Origin of the sequence: Janthinobacterium sp. P210005 (assembly GCF_036231865.1) — a bacterium.
Classification (GTDB): Bacteria; Pseudomonadota; Gammaproteobacteria; order Burkholderiales; family Burkholderiaceae_D; genus Janthinobacterium; species Janthinobacterium kumbetense.
This window is the reverse complement of record NZ_JAZARC010000002.1, coordinates 561,358-579,660: the sequence shown is the minus strand read 5'-3', so window position 1 is coordinate 579,660 and position 18,303 is coordinate 561,358. Positions and strand designations below refer to the sequence as shown.

Here is an 18,303-nt window from a genome sequence, read left to right as displayed (position 1 = left end):
TTGTTTTAAGTAGCGTCAACCCGCCTCCACGCCAATGTGATACAGCGCCCACGGGCAACTGGCGAACCGTTCGGCCAGGGGCAGGGCCGCCACGGCGGCGATGCGGTCCGCATCGTGGATCGCCCATAGCGGCCCCAGGCCGCCCAGCGCCATCGCCTGCCCGTCCAGGTGGGTGGCGACGATAAAACGCTGTGCGCGCGCCTGCGCCATGGTCAGCGCCGCCGCATAGCCATCCACGGCCCTCAGTAGCAGCCGCACGGCATCGTCCTCGGGCGCGCCGGCCGCCTTCAATACCTCGACCAGCAGCGGCCCGCGCAGGGCATGCGCCTTGCCATCGTATTCCAGGGTGGGGTGGATGGTGCGCGCCGGCAAGTTCGCCAGCGCCGCAAAGTCGAAGGCCCGCGCCCGCTCAAAACTGATCTTTTGTTTGTGCATCATCTGGTCGCGCACGGCGTCGAACGGACCCCGGTTCGGCTTGTCGATGCTGCCCGTGATGGTCAGCAGGGCAGGACCACGCAGGCCGGCGGGCGTCGCCCGGGCGATGGCGGGCAAGGCCGCGGCGGCCATGCCGGCGGCGAGAAACTGGCGTTTGTGCATGCACTTCTCCTCTGGACTGAAAATCGTTAATGCTCTTAAGTCTATCTTAAGTTCGCTCAACGGTGCGCATTTTACGGTTATTGTCAGTTTGCAATGTCAGCTTACATCTTGTCACAGTTCTTACGGAATGGAGAAAGACGTAGCTTTTTTCGGCTGTTATTGTGTAGTCATCGCACTTCGCTGAACTGCGAATCCAGGCACCATTCACTAATTGAGAGAGAGAACATGATGAAGAAGAAAATCCTGTTTGCAATGATCGCATCCGTTACCGCACTGACCGGCATGAGCGCCGCCCACGCCGAAGGCGCGTATGTGGGTGCCGGCGTCACAGGCAACCGTTATAACTTCGATATTCCTGGCGCCACCAGCGCCGATAATCACAGCGGCTACAAGGCTGGCGCCAAGATCTTCGCCGGTTACGATTTCGATAAAACCTGGGCAGTCGAAGGCGGCTATGCCGATTTCGGCAGCAAGGATTACAGCTACGTCACCGGCGCCGGCAACGGTTCCGTGAAAAGCGATTCGCACGGCTATTACCTGGCCGGCAAGGCCACCATGCCCGTGACCGACAAGGTCGGCGTGTTCGGCAAGCTGGGCGTGGCCAAGGTCAAGAACAGCTTGAGCGGCACGGGCTTGTCGACCGGCATCAGCGGCAACGACAAGACGGGCGTGTACGCCTCCGTCGGCGCCCAGTACGCGATCAACGAGAAAGTCTCGCTGACGGCGGAAGTGGAACACTTCGGCAAGAGCGCCGACCAGGGCCGCAAGGCCACGGGCCTCGCTTTGGGCGCACGCTACAACTTCTAATCACTTGGAAGTGTGCTGAAAAAAAAGGCAGTTACCGCGAGGTAACTGCCTTTTTGCATGGGCGGACCGAAATTACGTGGTCAAGGGCTTGTAGCGGATACGTTTCGGTTTCGCGCCTTCTTCGCCCAGGCGTTTCTTCTTGTCGGCTTCGTATTCTTGATAGTTGCCGTCAAAGAAGGTGACCTGCGAGTTGCCTTCGAAAGCGAGGATGTGCGTGGCGATACGGTCGAGGAACCAGCGGTCATGGGAAATGACCATGACGCTGCCGGCAAATTCCAGCAGGGCGTCTTCCAGCGCGCGCAAGGTTTCCACGTCCAGATCGTTCGACGGTTCATCGAGCAGCAGGACGTTGCCGCCCATCAACAGGGTTTTCGCCAGGTGCAGACGGCCGCGTTCACCGCCGGACAGGTTGCCCACTTGCTTTTGCTGGTCCGAGCCCTTGAAGTTGAAGCGGCCCAGGTAGGCGCGCGACGGCATTTCGAAGCGGCCGACCGTCAGCATGTCGGCGCCGCCGGACACATCTTCAAAGACGGACTTGTTGTCGGCCAGCGAATCGCGGTTCTGGTCGACGATGGAGACGCGCGCCGTCTGGCCGATGGCCACTTCGCCGCTGTCCGGCGTTTCCTTGCCGGTGATCATCTTGAACAGGGTCGATTTACCGGCGCCGTTGGGGCCGATGATGCCGACGATGGCGCCTGGCGGCACGGTAAAGCTCAGGTTATCGATCAGCAGGCGGTCGCCGAACGCCTTCGACACGTTCTTGAACTCGATGACTTCATTGCCCAGGCGTTCGGCCACGGGAATGAAGATCTCCTGCGTTTCGTTGCGCTTCTGGTATTCGTGCTCGGACAGCTCGTTGAAGCGGGCGAGGCGGGCTTTCGACTTGGCCTGGCGCGCTTTCGGGTTTTGGCGCGACCATTCCAATTCCTTTTGCAGCGCCTTCTGGCGCGCCGATTCCGTCGCCTCTTCCTGCTTCAGGCGGGCTTGCTTCTGGTCCAGCCAGGTCGAGTAGTTACCCTTCCATGGAATGCCGTGGCCGCGGTCCAGCTCCAGGATCCATTCGGCTGCGTTGTCGAGGAAGTAGCGGTCATGGGTGATGGCCACCACAGTGCCGGGGAAGCGCAGCAGGAATTGTTCCAGCCAGTCGACCGATTCCGCATCCAGATGGTTGGTCGGCTCGTCGAGCAGCAGCATGTCGGGTTTCGACAGCAGCAGCTTGCACAGCGCCACGCGGCGCTTTTCACCGCCGGACAGCACGCCGATGGTGGCGTCCCATGGCGGCAGGCGCAGCGCGTCGGCGGCCATTTCCAGCTGCAAATTCAGATTGCCGCCGTCGGAGGTCGAAATGATCGCTTCCAGGCGTGCCTGTTCCGTGGCCAGGGCGTCGAAATCGGCGTCTTCCTCGGCATACGCGGCGTACACGGCTTCCAGCTTGGCTTGCGCTTCAAACACTTCGCCCAGGCCCGACTCGACTTCCTGGCGCACGGTTTTGGCCGGGTCCAGCTGCGGTTCCTGCGGCAGGTAGCCGATGTTCAGGCCCGGCATCGGCACGGCTTCGCCCTGGATGTCGGTGTCGATGCCTGCCATGATTTTCAGCAGGGTCGATTTGCCGGAGCCGTTCAGGCCCAGCACGCCGATCTTCGCGCCTGGGAAGAAGGACAGGGAAATATCTTTCAGAATCTGGCGCTTGGGCGGGACGATTTTGCCCACGCGATTCATGGTGTAGACGTAATTTGCCATTAGAAATCTCGGGTGATATACAAAGACGGACAGGATACGGTAAACGCCCGCTTCCGGCCAGCGCTGCGCGCTGCGGAAACGGACGCCAGGGGCAAGACTAGGCGGCGGCGCGCGCCTTGCGGGCCGTCCACAGCCCTTCGGCCGCATACAGGGCCAGGGCCGTCCAGATGACGAGGAAGCCCAGCATGCGCTCGGGCGTGAACGATTCGTGGAAGACCCACACGCCGATCAAGAGCTGGCCCGTGGGGGCGATGTATTGCAACAGCCCCAGCACGGCCAGCGGCAGGCGGCGCGCGCCGGCGGCAAACAGCAGCAGGGGAATGGCCGTGATGGGGCCGGACGCCAGCAGCAGCGCGCGCGTGGCGGTGGAATCCGTGTTGACGAAGCCGCTCTGGCCATGCCACGCCAGCCACAGCATGTAGGCCAGCGCCAGGGGGAACAGAATCAAGGTTTCGAACGACAAGCCTTCCAGCGCGCCCAGCGCGGCCGTCTTGCGCAGCAAGCCATAGCCGCCGAAGGTGGCCGCCAGCAGCAGGGCAATCCACGGCACCTGTCCCGCCTGCCAAGTGAGCCAGGCCACGCCGCAGGCGGCCAGGCCGATGGCCAGCCATTGCAGGCGGCGCAGGCGCTCGTGCAGCAGCAAAAAGCCCAGCATGACATTGATCAGGGGCGTGATGAAGTAGCCGAGGCTGGCGTCGACCACGTGGCCGTTGTTGACGGCCCAGATATAGATGAACCAGTTGGCGGACAGCAAAAATGCGCTGGCGACGAAGCTGGCCACGACCCTGGGCTGCGCTTTCAGGCTGCCCAGCCAGCTCCACTGCCGGCGCACGGTCAGCACGATTCCCAGGAACAACAGCGACCAGACCATGCGGTGCGCCAGGATTTCCTGCGGCGCGATCTCGCCGATGGCGTGGAAGTACAGGGGGAACAGGCCCCAGCACAGGAAGGCGAGGGAGGCGTAGAGCATGCCTGGATTCATGATGGGCTTCGCTGGAGAGTAGACAGTCTGTCATTATGGCTGAAAACATCGGGGGCTGCCCGGCGCCGCTGGCGAGGCGTAGAATGGCAACAAATCAATGGCCGCATGTCCGCGCAGCAAGGCGGAGCGGCACAAAACCACGACCTTGGGGCAGCTGCGGAACCATGCAAAAATACTCTTGCTATTTGCTAATACCTATCATATTGTGCGATGCAACAAAACAAAAACGGGTGCAACCTTGACGTCGGAACATAAAAAAAGCGGCCTTGCCGGCTTGACGCTGGCGGCCGTCGGCATCGTTTACGGCGATATCGGCACCAGTCCGCTGTACACCCTGAAGACCGTCTTCGACCCGGCCCACGGCCTGCTGCTCTCGCACGAGAATCTGCTGGGCATCGTCTCGCTGATTTTCTGGGGCCTGACCCTGATCGTCTCGCTCAAGTACGTGACCCTGGTGTTGCGCGCCGACAACCGCGGCGAGGGCGGCATCATGGCTCTGATGGCGCTGGTGCTGTCGTCCGTCAGCCGCCTGTCGCGCTGGCATTTCCCGCTGATGGTGATCGGCGTCTTCGGCGCCACCCTGTTCTATGGCGACAGCGTGATCACGCCGGCCATTTCCGTGCTGTCGGCGATCGAAGGCCTGGAAGTGGCCACGCCCGCCTTCAGTCCCTACGTGGTGCCGCTGACGATCGCCGTGCTGGTGGGCCTGTATTCGGTGCAGTCGCACGGCACGGCCGGCATCGGCCGCTATTTTGCTCCCGTTATGGTGCTGTGGTTTGCCGCGCTGGCCGGCATGGGCGTGGTCAACATCATCAAGTCGCCGGCCATCCTGGCCGCGCTCAATCCCCTGCACGCAGCCACTTTCCTGATGAATAACGGCTTCGTCGCCTTCGTCGCCCTGGGCGCCGTGGTGCTGGCGCTGACGGGCGCCGAGGCGCTGTACGCCGACATGGGCCACTTCGGCAAGAAGCCGATCCGCCTGGCCTGGTTCCTGATCGCCTTTCCCGCGCTGGCGCTGAACTACCTGGGCCAGGGCGGCTTGCTGCTGGCGCATCCGGAAGCCGTCTCGAATCCGTTTTACCAGCAACTGGGCGCGTGGAGCGTGTATCCGCTGGTGATCCTGTCGACCATGGCCACCGTGATCGCCTCGCAGGCGACCATTTCCGGCACCTTCTCGATGACCAAGCAAGCGATCGCGCTGGGCTTCCTGCCGCGCATGCGCGTGCGCCACACGTCGGAAAGCGAAATCGGGCAGATCTACATCCCCGCCGTGAACTGGCTGCAACTGGCCGTGGTGCTGCTGGCCGTCATCGGCTTCGGTTCCTCGGAAAACCTGGCCGCCGCCTACGGCATCGCCGTGACGGCCACCATGCTGTCGACGACGATCCTGACCTTCTTCGTCATCCGCTACCGCTGGAAGATGAACCTGGCCCTGTGCTGGGCCGCCACGGGCTTTTTCCTGATCATCGACGTCAACCTGGTGTCGGCGACTGCCCTGAAACTGTTCCACGGCGGCTGGTTCCCGTTGCTGCTGGGCTCGATTTTGTTCATCGTCATGCTGACCTGGAAGCGGGGCCGCCAGCTGGTGTTCCAGAACCTGGAAAAGCATGCGATTCCGCTCGACGATTTCCTCTCGTCGCTGTTCATCGCGCCGCCGCTGCGCGTACCCGGCACGGCCATCTTCCTGCGCGGCGAAACGGATGGCGTGCCGCACGCGCTGCTGCATAACTTGCTGCACAACAAGGTGTTGCATGAACGGGTGATCTTCCTCACCGTCTTCATGCATGAAGAGCCGTGGGTGGCGCCATCGGAGCGCGTGCGCGTGGTGGACCTGGGCCACCAGTGCTACCAGGTCAACGTGCATTACGGCTTCAAGGATGAACCCGACATTCCGGCCGCGCTGGCGCAGTGCGCCCAGCAGGGACTGGACTTCGAGATGATGGAAACGTCATTCTTCATCGCGCGCCAGACCATCATCTCGACGCCGGGCGCCGGCATGATGCCGTGGCGCGAGCACCTGTTCGTCACCATGTCGCGCAATGCGCGCACGGCGGCTGACTACTATCAGATTCCGAGCAACCGGGTGATCGAACTGGGCACGCAGGTGGAAATATAGATATTGTGTCAACGTTGCAGCGAGGCACATTTATTGCCGTGCTTACGTCTGCTTACAAATGGGCTACGCGAGTCCTGTTAAACTCCAGCCCGTACCGGTCCGCACCGTACGGGCTTAGCCACACACCAATATTTAAAGGGAAACCATGAAATCGGTATTTCAAATGATCGCCACCCTCGCTTGCGCCGTGGCCCTGACCGCTTGCGGCGCTGCTGCCAATACCGAGAAGCCGGTCGTGCTTGACCCGAATACGCAAGTGAAGGAACTCCTCTTTCCCGACCTGGTGAAAGGCACCGGCACGGCGGCCGCGGCGGGCGATACCCTGACGGTGGCCTATACGGGCTGGCTGTATGACGCGAGCAAGCCGGACGGCAAAGGCGTGCAATTCGAAACGTCGCCCCCTCTCCAGCCTTTTACGTTTGTCCTCGGCATCGGCAAAATGATCCTGGGCTGGGATCGCGGCCTGGTCGGCATGCAGGTAGGCGGCACGCGCCGCCTGCTCATTCCGTATGACCTCGGCTATGGCGTGAGCGGCACCCGCGACAGGGTCACGAATGCGGTGGTGATCCCGCCTTACGCCGGCCTGGTGTTCGACATCACGCTGCAAAAAGTGGAAAAAAAGTAAGCACGCGCAAGGTGCACGGACAAAGGGCGACTCCATGGAGTCGCCCTTGTTGTTTTTGCGGCGGATTCAGGCGGGCGCCAGTTCCTGGAAGTAATACGTGGCGCCGCCCAGATTGGCCGGTGCGTCATATTGCAGCACTTGCGTGCGGCGCAGCGCCACCGGTGCGCTGAAGGCGGGGCCGTCGTAGACGAAGGTGTGGAATTCGCCGTTTTCGCCGCAGGCGTCGACGCCGGGCGGCAGGTCGGCCAGGAATGCGGCGTCGAACTCGCGCCCGCAAAATTCGCGCGGCAGGTGCTGGCCATTGATGCACACGACGATGGCCTTGAAGCCGGCGGCAAGGAACTCATCGACCAGCGCGCGCCGATCCTCGCCCCACAGGGGCAAATGGGCCGTCAGGCCGGCTGTGGCGCAGACTTTTTCTTCCCAGTCGCGGTGGGGCTGCAAGTCGATGTCGCCGAAGATGGCGTGTTCTATGCCTGCGTCTTTCGCCGCGCGCAGCATGGCGACGAATTGCTCCTCGTAGCTGGCCCAGCTGGCGTGATAGCGCTGCAGGCGCGCGCCCAGGCTGGCTGCCTGCGCTGCGAGCAATTCCGGCGGCACGCCGTGCGAGCGCGACTTGCGGCCGTCTTCATCCATGGCCGTGATCAGCAGCGGCACGCTCGTGCCGGCGTTGCGCGCGCGCCACAGGGCCAGGCAGGAATCCTTGCCGCCGCTCCAGGAAATCAGGGCCGTCGTCATGCCGCCGCGCCTGGCTGCACGGCGCGCAGCATGTCGACGTGCTCGATGCCGTCTTCGTCGTAGGGCGCGCTGACGGTGACAAAGCCGAAGGACTGGTAGAAGCGCTCCAGGTAGTGCTGCGCGCCGATGCGGATGGCGTGGCCCGGGTGCCGGCGTTCGGCGCGCGCGATGCCCTCAAGCAATAGCTGCTTGCCCGCGCCCGTGGTGCGCGCCTCGGGCGCCGTCAGCACGCGGCCCAGCGACATTTCCACATACTTGGCGCCCGGCGCCAGCACGCGCAGATAGGCGGCCAGCCGGCGTTCGCCGTCGACCGTTTGCCAACCCAGCAAATGCATGGCTTGCTGGTCATGGCCATCGAGGTCCGGGTAAATGCACTGCTGTTCGATGACGAACACGCGCTGGCGCAAGGCCAGCACCTGGTACAAATCGTGGGGGCCGAGTTCGTCGAACGTGTTCCATTGCCAGCTGATCATGGGTCATCCTTGATTGAGAGTGGCCATGATTTTACCGGCTTCACGCCGCCGGCGCGGGATAGCGCTGCGCATACCACTGCTTCAGGTGCTCGATGCAGCGCGTCACGCGGGGCGCCACCAGCTGGCGCGATGGGTAGATGGCAAACAGCGCCAGGCTGGGACGCTCCACCTCGGGAAACAGCTCGACCAGCGCGCCGCTGGCCAGTTCTTCGCGGCAGACAAAGGTGGGCAGGATGCCGATGCCCAGGCTCCGCAGGATCAGGCTGCGCATGAACAGGGTGTTATTCGTGCGCACCCAGTTCGGCACTTCGATGTCGCTGTGCGGCCCCGCATGGCGCAGCGGCCAGCGGCTGCCGAACAGGGCGTGGCTGTAGATGAAGCAGCGCTGGCGCGTCAGGTCCGTGGGGGCCAGCAGGGGACCGTGGCGTTCCAGGTAGGCGGGCGCGCAGCAGATGTGCAGGCGGTAGTCGTGGATGTGGCGCGCCACATAGCTCGAATCGGTGAGCGCCGTGGTGACGCGGAAACCCAGGTCGTAGTTGGCCGCCGCCAGGTCCACGTATTCATCCTTCAGGTCGACGTCCAGGCGCAAGGCCGGCCACTCGGCCATGAAATCGGCCAGGCCCTCGGCCAGCTCGCCCACGCCCAGCGATAATGGCGCGTTGATGCGCAGGCGGCCCGTCACGTGGGCCGTCGAGTGGGCCACCATGTCCTCGGCTTGCGCCAGTTCGTCGAGCAGCTTGCGGCAGTGCTCGAGGTAGGCGGCGCCCGTTTCCGTCAGGGCCAGCTGGCGCGTGGTACGCGTCATCAGGCGTCCGCCCAGTTCCTGCTCCAGCTGGCCGATGCGCCGGCTCACATACGAGGCCGACAGGTCCAGTTCATCGGCCGCGCGGCGAAAGCTGCCCAGCTCGGCCACGCGGCGGAACAGCTGCATCGCCTGTAATTTATCCATGGCGTTCCCATTCGGTCGTATTCAGCATTAGTCAGCTGCATTATTCATCATTTTTCTCCATTTTGATTCGGAATATGCTGGCGGCTTCTCTACTGGAATCCTCATGATGAAAAAATTAATCTTAAGCAGTGTGCTGCTCGCCGCCTTTTCCACCGCCCAGGCGGCCGACGTTCTCGTCGTGCTGTCCGACGCGAACCACCTCGAATTGCGCGATGGCAAGGTCTTCGCGACGGGCTTTTATCTGAATGAATTGATGCAGCCCGTCAAAAAGCTGCTCGACGCGGGCCACACGGTGACGTTCGCCACGCCGCAGGGCCAGGCACCCACGCTGGACGCCAGTTCGGATACGGCCGCCTACTTTGGCGGCGACGCGGCCGCGCACGCGGCGCACAAGGCGCTGCTGGACCAGCTGGCGCTGACGGTGCCGGGCCGCTCGCCCGTGATCAGCCTGAAACGGGTGGCGCAGATCGGCTATGGCCACTATGCGGCCGTGCTGGTGCCGGGCGGCCACGCGCCCATGCAGGACTTGTTGAAGGATGCCGGCCTGGGCGCCTTGCTGCGCCAGTTCCACGCGGACGGCAAGCCGACGGCGCTGCTGTGCCACGGGCCCATCGCCCTGTTGTCGGCCCTGCCGCAGGCGGCCCAATTTACGGCCGCGCTGGAAGCGGGCCAGACGCCGCCCGCGCCGGCCGGCTGGATCTACAGCGGCTACCGCATGACGGTAATCAGCAACCAGGAAGAGGCGGCGGCGCAGGGCGCGCTCGGCGGCGGCACGATGAAGTTCTATCCGCAGTCGGGCTTGCAGGCGGCCGGCGCGCAGTATGTGCAGAACCAGGCGCCGTGGAGCAGCAACGTGGTGGTCGACCGCGAACTGATCACGGGACAGAATCCCGCCTCGGCGCCGGCCCTGGCGGACAAGCTGCTGCAGGCGCTGCGCTGAAAAAATCCCCGGCGGCGCCTGGGGGCGCGGCCGGGGATGCGCCCCAAGGCGGTGGGGATTACACGATCGTCAGGGTGACGTCGATGTTGCCGCGCGTGGCGTTCGAGTACGGGCACACGATGTGGGCGGCGGCGACCAGCGCTTCGGCGGCGGCGCGTTCCATGCCTGGCAGCGAGATTTTCAGTTCCACTTCGATGCCGAAGCCCGTCTCAATGGCGCCGATGCCGACGTTGCCTTCGATCGACAGGTCCGCCGGCAGGGCGATCTTGTCGCGGCCGCCGACGAATTTCATGGCGCCGATGAAGCAGGCCGAGTAGCCGGCGGCGAACAGTTGTTCCGGATTGGTGCCGACGGCGCCATTGCCGCCCAGTTCTTTTGGCGTGGTCAGCTTGACGTCCAGCACATTGTCGGACGACACGGCGCGGCCTTCGCGGCCTCCGGTGGCGGTAGCTTGGGCGCGGTACAGGACTTGTTTGATCGACATGATGGTTTTCCTTGAGTTGATTAAATAGTTGACTACTAAATAGTGTGCTACTTGTTTCGTGGGCGGGTGCCCCAGGATGCCCGTCTGAAGAAGCGGTGTGCGGCGTCCATGTACACAATATATATCGCACGCTATTTAATTGCAAGCGATTTTATTTGCGCGTGGCGCGGATTGAAGCTTTATTTTCTTGCCTTTGTCGCCAGTATTGCCCTTCCATCGCATAATGGCCACCGCCGCTGGCGCCGATAGTTATGCTTGGCCCCACTTCACTCCCCAAGGAAAAATCATGACTAGCCTCTTCTTTATCCTGCGCATCACCGTGGCCACGATGGTCGCCTACATCATCGCCACGGCGATTCTGGTCGAGAATTTCCTGCGCCATGTCTTCGGGCAGACGGAAGGCTTTTTTGTCATCGTCGGCGCGCTGCTGGCGAGCGCCGTCGTCACGAATGCGTTTTCGCACGTGCGGCGCGTGCGCCTGATCGCCGGCGCCGTCAATGCCGGCACCCTGTCGAGCCGCCAGCGGCGCCAGATCGAGATTCCGTTCGAGGCGGGCGAGGCGTTCGACATGATCGACGCGGCCATCCGCGAACTGCCGGGCAGCGAAGTGGTCGAAAGCGCGCGTGACAGCCTGCAGGTGCAGGCCCGCGTGCGCCGCGCCGCGCCCTACACGCACACGGGCTTGCCCCGCATGCGCCTGCTGGGCTTCCTGGAGCCGCGGCCGAACCAGATTCTCGCCACCGTCACGCCGAATGGCGAAGCGGGCAGCGTCACCCTGATCTGCGAACCGGCGCGCAACGCCTGGACCGACTGGTTCCTCGTCGACCATGGCAGCAACCTGGAAAACGCGGAGGCGGTGACGCGGGCGATGACGCGCCGGGTGGCGCAGCGCCGCCGTGGCGAGCAGGCCGAGGCGCGCCAGACGGTGACGGAAAAGGAACTCACGGTGGCCAAGCTGAGCCTGCTGCATGCGCAGGTCGAGCCGCACTTCCTGTACAACACCCTGGCCAGCGCGCAGCTGCTCACGCGCAGCGACCCCGTGCGCGCCGACGAAATGCTCGGCAACCTGATCCTGTACTTGCGCCACTCGCTGCCGCGCACGGAGCAAGCCATGTCGACCCTGGGTACGGAGCTGGAACGGGCGCGCGCCTACCTCGATATCCTGAAAATCCGCATGGGCGCACGCCTGAACCTGCAGATTGAGGTGCCGCAATACCTGCGTCAGGCGGAACTGCCGCCGATGATGCTGCAAACCCTGGTGGAAAACGCCATCAAGCATGGCCTGGAGCCGAAAAGCGGCGGCGGCACCATCTGGATCATGGCGCGCAGCGGCAACGGCACGGTGATCGTCACGGTGGCCGATGACGGCAAGGGGCTCAGCGATGACGGCGCCGGCACGGGCATCGGTTTACGCAATGTGCGCGAGCGCCTGCGTCTGACCTACGGCAATGCCGCCGCGTTTGCCATTGTCGCCAATTTCCCCGATGGCGTGACGGCCACCATCACGGTGCCCGACAGCACGGCGCAAGGAGTTTCCTATGCATCAGCCTGAGATGACTTGCGTCATTGCCGAAGACGAAGCCCTGCTGCGCGACGCGCTGGTGGCCCTGCTGGCCGAAGAGTGGCCCAGTTTGCGCATCGTCGCCGCCTGCGACGACGGCGGCGCGGCGCTCGAGGCCATCGCCACCCTGCGCCCCGATATCGCCTTCCTCGACATCCGCATGCCGGGCTTGACGGGGCTGGAAGTGGCGGCCGGCGCGCTGGAAGCGAGTCCCGCCACGCAGGTGGTGTTCGTCACCGCCTACGACCAGTACGCGATCGATGCCTTCGATAACGGCGCCGTCGATTATCTATTGAAACCGATAGCCCGCGAGCGCCTGCAGGCGACCGTGCAGCGCGTGCAGGCACGGGCCGGCAAGAGCCAGGCGGGCGACGGCGCGCTGGCCGGCTTGCTGCAGCAATTGAGCAGCGCCTTGCCGGCGGCGGCCAAGTCGCCGCCGCTGGTGTGGCTGACGGCCAGCAGCGGCAAGGATACGCGGCTGATCATGGTGGAAGACATCGCCTATTTTCAGTCCGACACCAAGTACACGGCCGTCATGACGGCGGAAGGCGAGGCGCTGCTGCGCAAGCCGATCCGCGAACTGCTCGACGTGCTCGACCCGGCCATCTTCAAGCAGATCCACCGCTCCACCATCGTCAACATGAAGATGGTGGCCTCGGTCACGCGCGACGAGGTGGGGCGTGGCGCTTTGCGCCTGAAAACGCGGCCGGAAACCCTGGCCGTGAGCCAGCCGTTCATGGCGCTGTTCCGCAATATGTAGGCTGGCTTAATCGGCCGTTTCAAAGCCTTCGAGCACGTTGACGACATTGATGCCGATTTCCTTCACGGCATAGCCCCCTTCGAGGATGAAGGCGGTGGGCAGGTTCAGATGCGCGAGGCGTTCGCCCACGCGCAGGTAGTCGCCGCTTTGCAGGGCGAAGTGCGACAGCGGGTCGCCGGCAAAGGTGTCCACGCCGAGCGAGACCACCAGCGCGTCGGGTGCATACATATTGATGCGCAGGCAAGCCGTTTCCAGCGCGGCGAACCAGCTGGCCGTGGACGTGCCGGGGGGCAGCGGCAAGTTGACGTTGTAGCCCAGCCCCGCGCCGCTGCCCGTTTCATCGGCGTGGCCCAGATAAAACGGATATTCGCTGCGCGGGTCGGCGTGCAGGGAGGCGAACAGCACGTCGTCGCGCTGGTAAAAGATGCTTTGCGTGCCGTTGCCGTGGTGGTAATCGATATCGAGGATGGCGACCTTGCGCGCGCCGTCGTCGAGCAGATGCTGCGCGGCCAGCGCCGCGTTGTTCAGAAAACAGTAGCCGCCGAAGAAATCGCTGCCCGCATGGTGGCCCGGCGGGCGCGTCAGGGCGAACGTGGCCCGCTCGCCCAGGCGCAGCGCATGGGCCGCATTGACGGCGCAGTCGGCGCCCGTCTTGGCCGCCGTCCACGTGCCGGCCGTCAGCGGCGTGCCATTGTCCATCGAGTACAGCCCCAGCTTGGCCGTGAAGTCATCCGGTTCGATATCGCTGCGCAAGGTGCGCACGGGCCACACGGATGGCAAGGCGTCCTTGCCCGCGTTGTCGGGATCGAGCGCCAGCCAGTCGTGCCAGGCGTGGCGCAAAAAATGCAGGTAGCGGGGCGTGTGGATGCGCTCCAGCGACGTCAGCGGCACGCCGTGCGGCGTGACGATGCGGCCCAGGTTGCGCCGTCCCAGTTCGGCCACCACCATGTCGGCCCGCTCGGGCGTCTCGAAGCAGGGCACCAGGGTGCCGCGAAACATTTCGAAGCGGCCCCGGTGCTGGCTGTGCAATTCATTGTAGAAGGTCAGCATGGGGGCGCTTTGCGCAAGGTCAGACTCAGGTGTGCGAGCACAGGGTGCTGGCGCGGTAGGCGGCGACGAAATCGTCGAAGCTGCCGGCCGGTGCCGCTTCCATGGCGCGCTGCTCGGCCAGCGAGCTGGCGGCCATCTCGTCAAAATACGCGCTTTGTTCCTGCGTTGCCGGCTGCGCGCGGAAATAGGCGGCGTGGCGTTCGCTCTGGCGCAGGCCGAAGGCCGCAAACGAGCCGCCGTTGGCGCGCAGTTCGGCCAATACCTTCGCCGATGGCGTCGCATCCGGGTCGGCCAGTTTGCGGGCTTGCGCGGCCAGGCTGTCCGCATGCTGCGTGCCGCCGAGGCGCGCGTCGAGCAAGGCCGCCACGGGCGCGATGCGCGCCAGCAACTCTTCGCCCCAGGCCTGCAGGGTGATCTCTTCGCCGTCGCGGCGCAGGGTCAGGCCCGGCTTGCGGCCTTCCTTGACGGTGCGGGCGAAATTGTTCGTGTAGCAGGCGCTTTGCTCGGCCGAGATGGGACCACTGTCGTCGAGCGCGCAGAACAGCAGGAAGGCGTCGAGGAAGCGGCCCGTTTCCAGGCTGATGCCGACCGGTTCGAACGGGTCGACATCCATGCAGCGCACTTCGATGTATTGCACGCCGCGCAGGCACAGGGCCTGGATCGGGCGCTCGCCCGTGCGGATCACGCGTTTCGGACGGATGGTCGAATAGTATTCATTTTCGATCTGCAGCACGTTGGTGGAGAGCTGAATCCACTCGCCATCCTTCTTTGTGCCCAGCGCCGCGTACGGCGGATATGGGTCGTTGACGGCGTGCGTGAGGGCGTTGACGTAGTCGTCCAGGCTGTTTTCGTGCGGGCGCAGGCCGGACTGGGCATCGTTCTGGTAGCCGAGGTCGCTCATGCGCAGGCTGGTGGCGTACGGCAGGAACAGGGTGTCGTCGGATAGGGTGTCGAGCTTGTGCGCGCGGCCGCGCAGGAAACCGGCCGACAGGGCAGGCGAAGCGCCGAACAGATACATCAGGAGCCAGCTGTAGCGGCGGAAATTGCGGATCGTCGCCAGGTAGCTTTCCGACTGCACGTCTTTCGGCGTGGCCGCCGCGTGGGTGGGGCTGGCGCTGGTGTCCGGATTGCCGGCCAGCGCCTGCCACAGCTGCTCGTCGAGCGAGTAGTTGTAATGGATGCCGGCGATGCATTGCATGGCTTTGCCATAGCGCAATGCCAGACCGCGCCGGTAGACGTGCTTGAGCATGCCCATGTTCGAGCTGCCGTAGTTGGCGATTTCGATGTCCGCTTCGGGCGGCAGCTGGCACGGCATCGACTGGCTCCACAGCAACTCGTCGCCGAGGCGGCTGTAGGCGTGGCGGTGCACGGTGTCCAGTTTGCTTAATGTCGTGGCGATGTCCTGTTCCGCCGGCGTGATGAATTCGAGCAGCGCTTCGGCGTAATCGGTGGTGATTTCAGGGTGCGTCAGCGCCGAGCCCAGGGCGGCGGGGTGGGGCGTGGAAGCCAGATGGCCGGCATGGTCGACGCGCAGGGTTTCACGCTCGATGCCGCGCAAGCCGCCCAGCAGCGCGCGGTTGGCATCTTCGGTCAGCAATGCCAGGCGGCGAGTCAACAGGTTGGGCAATTTGAGCTTCCTTTCTTGTGCAGCATATAAATAATTTGTGCTGAGATTAACCGAATTTTGGCAAATGCGTCGGCGCCGGCCCAAAAAACGCCGCGTCGCCAGCGTCCGCCCCGGGGAACAGGGACGGCGCTTCGGTCAGGAATTCGCTTGATATTTTAACAAACTGCGGGGGATCTGGCGCGCTGCCGGATCAAGCTTTGCGCAGCGAATGGCGGTCAGCCGTGGCGGGCGCCGCTGACCCGTTCGATGCCGGCCAGGTCGCGCCAGCTTTGCACTTTGCTGTAGCCGGCGTCGGCCAGCAAGCCGCGCACAGATGCCGCCTGATCGTAGCCGTGTTCCATCAGCAGCCAGGCGCCTGACGCCAGGTGGCGCGCGGCGCCGGAGACGATGGTGCGCAGGGCCGACAGGCCATCCGCGTGGTCGGTCAGCGCGCCGGCCGGCTCGAAGCGCAGATCGCCTTCGGCCAGGTGGCGGTCGCCGCTGGCGATGTAGGGGGGATTCGAGACGATCAGGTCGAACTTTTCCGTGCCCAGTGCTTCGAACCAGTCGCTGGCCATGAAGGTGATGTTGACGCCGTTGGCGCTGGCGTTGCGGCGCGCCACGGCCAGCGCCGTGCTGCTCACATCGAGTGCCGTGACGACGGCGTCGGGCCGCGTATGTGCCAGAGCGACGGCGATGGCGCCGCTGCCCGTGCCCATGTCGAGCACCCGTCCGCCGGGCGGCAGGCGTTCGAGCGCCAGTTCCACCAGCACTTCCGTGTCGGGGCGGGGGATCAGCACGGCGTCGTTCACTTCGAACGGCAGGCCGAAAAACTCGCGCTGGCCGACGATGTAGGCGATCGGCTCGCCCTGCAGGCGGCGTGCCAGCAAGGCTGACAAACGGGCCGCTTCGTCGGAAGTGAGGACTCGCTCCGATTGCGTGATCAGGCTCACGCGCGACAGGCCCAGCGCGTGGCCCAGCAGGATGCGGTTGTCGAGCGGATCGAGCAGGGGACGGATTTGCAGGGCGCCGACAGTGCTGCCGGCGGGGATCAGTGTTTCTGGCATAGTGCTTTCAATTATTTCTGACGGCGCAGCAAGGTCCACAGCAAGGTGAGGGCGAAGATGGCGAACCAGATGAACGCCCATTGCGGGATCGACAGGCCGAAGAATGGCTCGCCCGCGTTTTCGCAGGCGCCATACGATTCAAACATGAAGGGCATGAGTTCGGCCGTGAAGACCTTGTTCAGCGCCGTTTCCACCGGGTCGATGCCGCACGAAAAGCCGGGGTTGGCCAGCACGTACAGGTGCTTGGCGCCGACGCCCAGGCCGCCCAAGGCCGCCAGCACGCCGACGCCCGCGCCGATCTTCGGCCGGTTGGCCGCCGCGCCGGCCAGGCAGGCGATGCCGATGGCGAGGAACAGGTAGCGCTGGATCACGCACAGCGGGCACGGCGCCATGTTCATGGCATGCTGCAAATACATGGCCACGCCCAGCATCAGGAAACACAGGGCGGCGGTCAACAGGAGGACGGTGCGTGAATTTTTCATGGGCGACACGGTGAGGTGGATGGAATCGAGCTGGTCATTTTCGCACAAGGCCGGATTTTTATTGCTTAGCCGCTACTTAAACCCTTGATTTGGCTGAGCGCGTTAAAAAGTGTTCAGGGCAAGGCGCAGCGCCGCAGGCAGTACGAATGTACGGCCAGGCGATGCAACGCCGCCATGGACGCTTTTAATCGCCCAGCGCTGCTAAAAGTTCCGCCTGGTGTTCCGCCGCCAAGGCATTCGTCAAGTCCGTCAAATCCCCATCCATGATGAAGTCCAGCTTGTACAAGGTCAAATTGATGCGGTGGTCCGTCAGGCGGCCTTGCGGGAAATTATAGGTGCGGATGCGCTCGCTGCGGTCGCCCGAGCCGATCAGGCTCTTGCGGGTGGCCGCTTCCTTCGACTGCTGTTCGCGCAGCTGCACGTCCTTGATGCGCGCGGCCAGCACTTTCATCGCCTGCGCCTTGTTCTTGTGCTGGCTGCGGTCATCCTGGCATTCCACCACGATGCCGGTCGGCAAGTGGGTGATGCGCACGGCGGAATCCGTTTTATTGATGTGCTGTCCGCCCGCGCCCGAGGCGCGGTAGGTGTCGATGCGCAGGTCGGCCGGGTTGATGTTGACGTCTTCCACTTCATCCGCTTCCGGCATCACGGCCACCGTGCAGGCCGACGTGTGGATGCGGCCCTGCGTTTCCGTGGCCGGCACGCGCTGCACGCGGTGGCCGCCCGACTCGAATTTCAGTTTCGAATACGCGCCATTGCCGACGATACGCACGATCACTTCGCGGTAGCCGCCCAGGTCGGAGTCGGACGAGGACACGAGTTCCACCTGCCAGCGGTTGCGCTCGGCAAAGCGCGTGTACATGCGCAATAAATCGCCGGCGAACAGGGCCGATTCATCGCCGCCCGTGCCGGCGCGAATTTCCAGGAAGATATTGCGCTCGTCGTTGACGTCCTTCGGCAGCAGCATGGTTTGCAATTCGCGCTCCAGTCGCGCCATGGTGGTCTTGGCCGCCTCGATTTCTTCCTGGGCGAATTCCTTCATGTCCGGATCGGACAACATCTCTTGCGCTGTCGTAATATCGTTGCCCGCTTCCTGGTAGGAATGGTACAGGGCGACCAGCGGACCCAGTTCGGCGTGCTCGCGCGTCATCTTGCGGTAGCTGTCCATGTTCGACGTGGCGTCCGGGTGCATCAGCAGTTCGTCGAGTTCGACCAGGCGGTTCGCCAGTTGATCGAGTTTGGCCAGCATGGATGGTTTCATAGCGATTCGCGGTAAAAGGTGTAGGGATGATACGGGCCCGGCAGGCGGGCAGGGGTGGCCGCGCG

The 18,303-nt window shown here is 64.0% G+C and carries 18 protein-coding genes; 6 read left to right on the top strand and 12 right to left on the bottom strand.

What is annotated here, in order from left to right:
• Nucleotides 1-15: 15 nt before the first annotated feature.
• Nucleotides 16-597, bottom strand: coding sequence for a molybdopterin-dependent oxidoreductase (locus VPH40_RS12600; RefSeq protein WP_328573582.1), 582 nt, complete (start codon nt 595-597; stop codon nt 16-18).
• A gap of 225 nt (nt 598-822) precedes the next feature.
• On the opposite strand from VPH40_RS12600, the gene VPH40_RS12595 reads away from it, so the two are divergent.
• Nucleotides 823-1,404: a porin family protein gene (locus VPH40_RS12595; RefSeq protein ID WP_034752848.1), complete on the top strand. Its 582-nt coding sequence runs from the start codon at nt 823-825 to the stop codon at nt 1,402-1,404.
• 72 nt (nt 1,405-1,476) lie between these two features.
• On the opposite strand, the gene ettA is transcribed toward VPH40_RS12595, so the two are convergent.
• A complete protein-coding gene (ettA, locus tag VPH40_RS12590; protein ID WP_034752850.1) occupies nt 1,477-3,144 on the bottom strand; it encodes an energy-dependent translational throttle protein EttA in 1,668 nt (555 codons plus the stop codon).
• Nucleotides 3,145-3,241: 97 nt separating this feature from the next.
• Nucleotides 3,242-4,126 carry an EamA family transporter RarD gene (gene rarD / locus VPH40_RS12585; RefSeq protein ID WP_099665892.1) on the bottom strand — a complete coding sequence of 295 codons (885 nt, stop codon included), beginning with the start codon at nt 4,124-4,126 and terminating at the stop codon, nt 3,242-3,244.
• Nucleotides 4,127-4,364: 238 nt separating this feature from the next.
• On the opposite strand from rarD, the gene VPH40_RS12580 reads away from it, so the two are divergent.
• The gene (locus tag VPH40_RS12580; RefSeq protein ID WP_077398475.1) at nt 4,365-6,242 is read left to right on the top strand and encodes a potassium transporter Kup; all 1,878 of its coding nucleotides are present in this window, start codon (nt 4,365-4,367) and stop codon (nt 6,240-6,242) included.
• A gap of 145 nt (nt 6,243-6,387) precedes the next feature.
• A complete protein-coding gene (locus tag VPH40_RS12575) occupies nt 6,388-6,867 on the top strand; it encodes an FKBP-type peptidyl-prolyl cis-trans isomerase (protein ID WP_257218787.1) in 480 nt (159 codons plus the stop codon).
• Nucleotides 6,868-6,933: 66 nt separating this feature from the next.
• Here VPH40_RS12575 and VPH40_RS12570 read toward each other — a convergent pair whose 3' ends face one another.
• From VPH40_RS12570 to VPH40_RS12560, 3 genes are read right to left on the bottom strand one after another with little or no spacing between them, the layout of a single operon-like run.
• Nucleotides 6,934-7,605, bottom strand: coding sequence for a diphthine--ammonia ligase (locus VPH40_RS12570; protein WP_251349525.1), 672 nt, complete (start codon nt 7,603-7,605; stop codon nt 6,934-6,936).
• Complete coding sequence (locus VPH40_RS12565) at nt 7,602-8,078, bottom strand: GNAT family N-acetyltransferase (RefSeq protein ID WP_289899638.1); 477 nt, start codon at nt 8,076-8,078, stop codon at nt 7,602-7,604. Before VPH40_RS12565 ends, VPH40_RS12570 begins: the two co-directional genes overlap by 4 nt.
• A 40-nt stretch (nt 8,079-8,118) precedes the next feature.
• The gene (locus VPH40_RS12560) at nt 8,119-9,027 is read right to left on the bottom strand and encodes a LysR family transcriptional regulator (RefSeq protein ID WP_289899637.1); all 909 of its coding nucleotides are present in this window, start codon (nt 9,025-9,027) and stop codon (nt 8,119-8,121) included.
• A 103-nt stretch (nt 9,028-9,130) separates the two neighbouring features.
• Here VPH40_RS12560 and VPH40_RS12555 point away from each other — a divergent pair, with 103 nt between their 5' ends.
• Nucleotides 9,131-9,967 (top strand): type 1 glutamine amidotransferase domain-containing protein, encoded by an 837-nt coding sequence (locus VPH40_RS12555; RefSeq protein WP_328573581.1) that lies wholly within the window; start codon nt 9,131-9,133, stop codon nt 9,965-9,967.
• 58 nt (nt 9,968-10,025) lie between these two features.
• Here VPH40_RS12555 and VPH40_RS12550 read toward each other — a convergent pair whose 3' ends face one another.
• Nucleotides 10,026-10,451 (bottom strand): organic hydroperoxide resistance protein, encoded by a 426-nt coding sequence (locus VPH40_RS12550; protein WP_034783746.1) that lies wholly within the window; start codon nt 10,449-10,451, stop codon nt 10,026-10,028.
• 286 nt (nt 10,452-10,737) lie between these two features.
• On the opposite strand from VPH40_RS12550, the gene VPH40_RS12545 reads away from it, so the two are divergent.
• Nucleotides 10,738-12,003, top strand: a complete 1,266-nt coding sequence (locus VPH40_RS12545; protein ID WP_099665886.1) for a histidine kinase — start codon at nt 10,738-10,740, stop codon at nt 12,001-12,003.
• Complete coding sequence (locus tag VPH40_RS12540) at nt 11,990-12,772, top strand: LytR/AlgR family response regulator transcription factor (RefSeq protein WP_305053722.1); 783 nt, start codon at nt 11,990-11,992, stop codon at nt 12,770-12,772. Before VPH40_RS12545 ends, VPH40_RS12540 begins: the two co-directional genes overlap by 14 nt.
• A gap of 6 nt (nt 12,773-12,778) precedes the next feature.
• On the opposite strand, the gene VPH40_RS12535 is transcribed toward VPH40_RS12540, so the two are convergent.
• The 5 genes from VPH40_RS12535 to prfA form a co-directional block, all read right to left on the bottom strand.
• Nucleotides 12,779-13,822, bottom strand: a complete 1,044-nt coding sequence (locus tag VPH40_RS12535; protein ID WP_099665884.1) for a histone deacetylase family protein — start codon at nt 13,820-13,822, stop codon at nt 12,779-12,781.
• Nucleotides 13,823-13,847: 25 nt separating this feature from the next.
• Nucleotides 13,848-15,449 carry a glutamate--cysteine ligase gene (gene gshA, locus VPH40_RS12530; protein ID WP_289899634.1) on the bottom strand — a complete coding sequence of 534 codons (1,602 nt, stop codon included), beginning with the start codon at nt 15,447-15,449 and terminating at the stop codon, nt 13,848-13,850.
• Between the two features lie 215 nt (nt 15,450-15,664).
• Nucleotides 15,665-16,495 (bottom strand): peptide chain release factor N(5)-glutamine methyltransferase, encoded by an 831-nt coding sequence (prmC, locus tag VPH40_RS12525; RefSeq protein WP_305053724.1) that lies wholly within the window; start codon nt 16,493-16,495, stop codon nt 15,665-15,667.
• 11 nt (nt 16,496-16,506) lie between these two features.
• Nucleotides 16,507-16,977 (bottom strand): disulfide bond formation protein B, encoded by a 471-nt coding sequence (locus VPH40_RS12520; RefSeq protein ID WP_077408913.1) that lies wholly within the window; start codon nt 16,975-16,977, stop codon nt 16,507-16,509.
• 184 nt (nt 16,978-17,161) lie between these two features.
• Nucleotides 17,162-18,238, bottom strand: a complete 1,077-nt coding sequence (prfA, locus tag VPH40_RS12515; RefSeq protein WP_289899633.1) for a peptide chain release factor 1 — start codon at nt 18,236-18,238, stop codon at nt 17,162-17,164.
• Between the last annotated feature and the right edge of the window lie 65 nt (nt 18,239-18,303).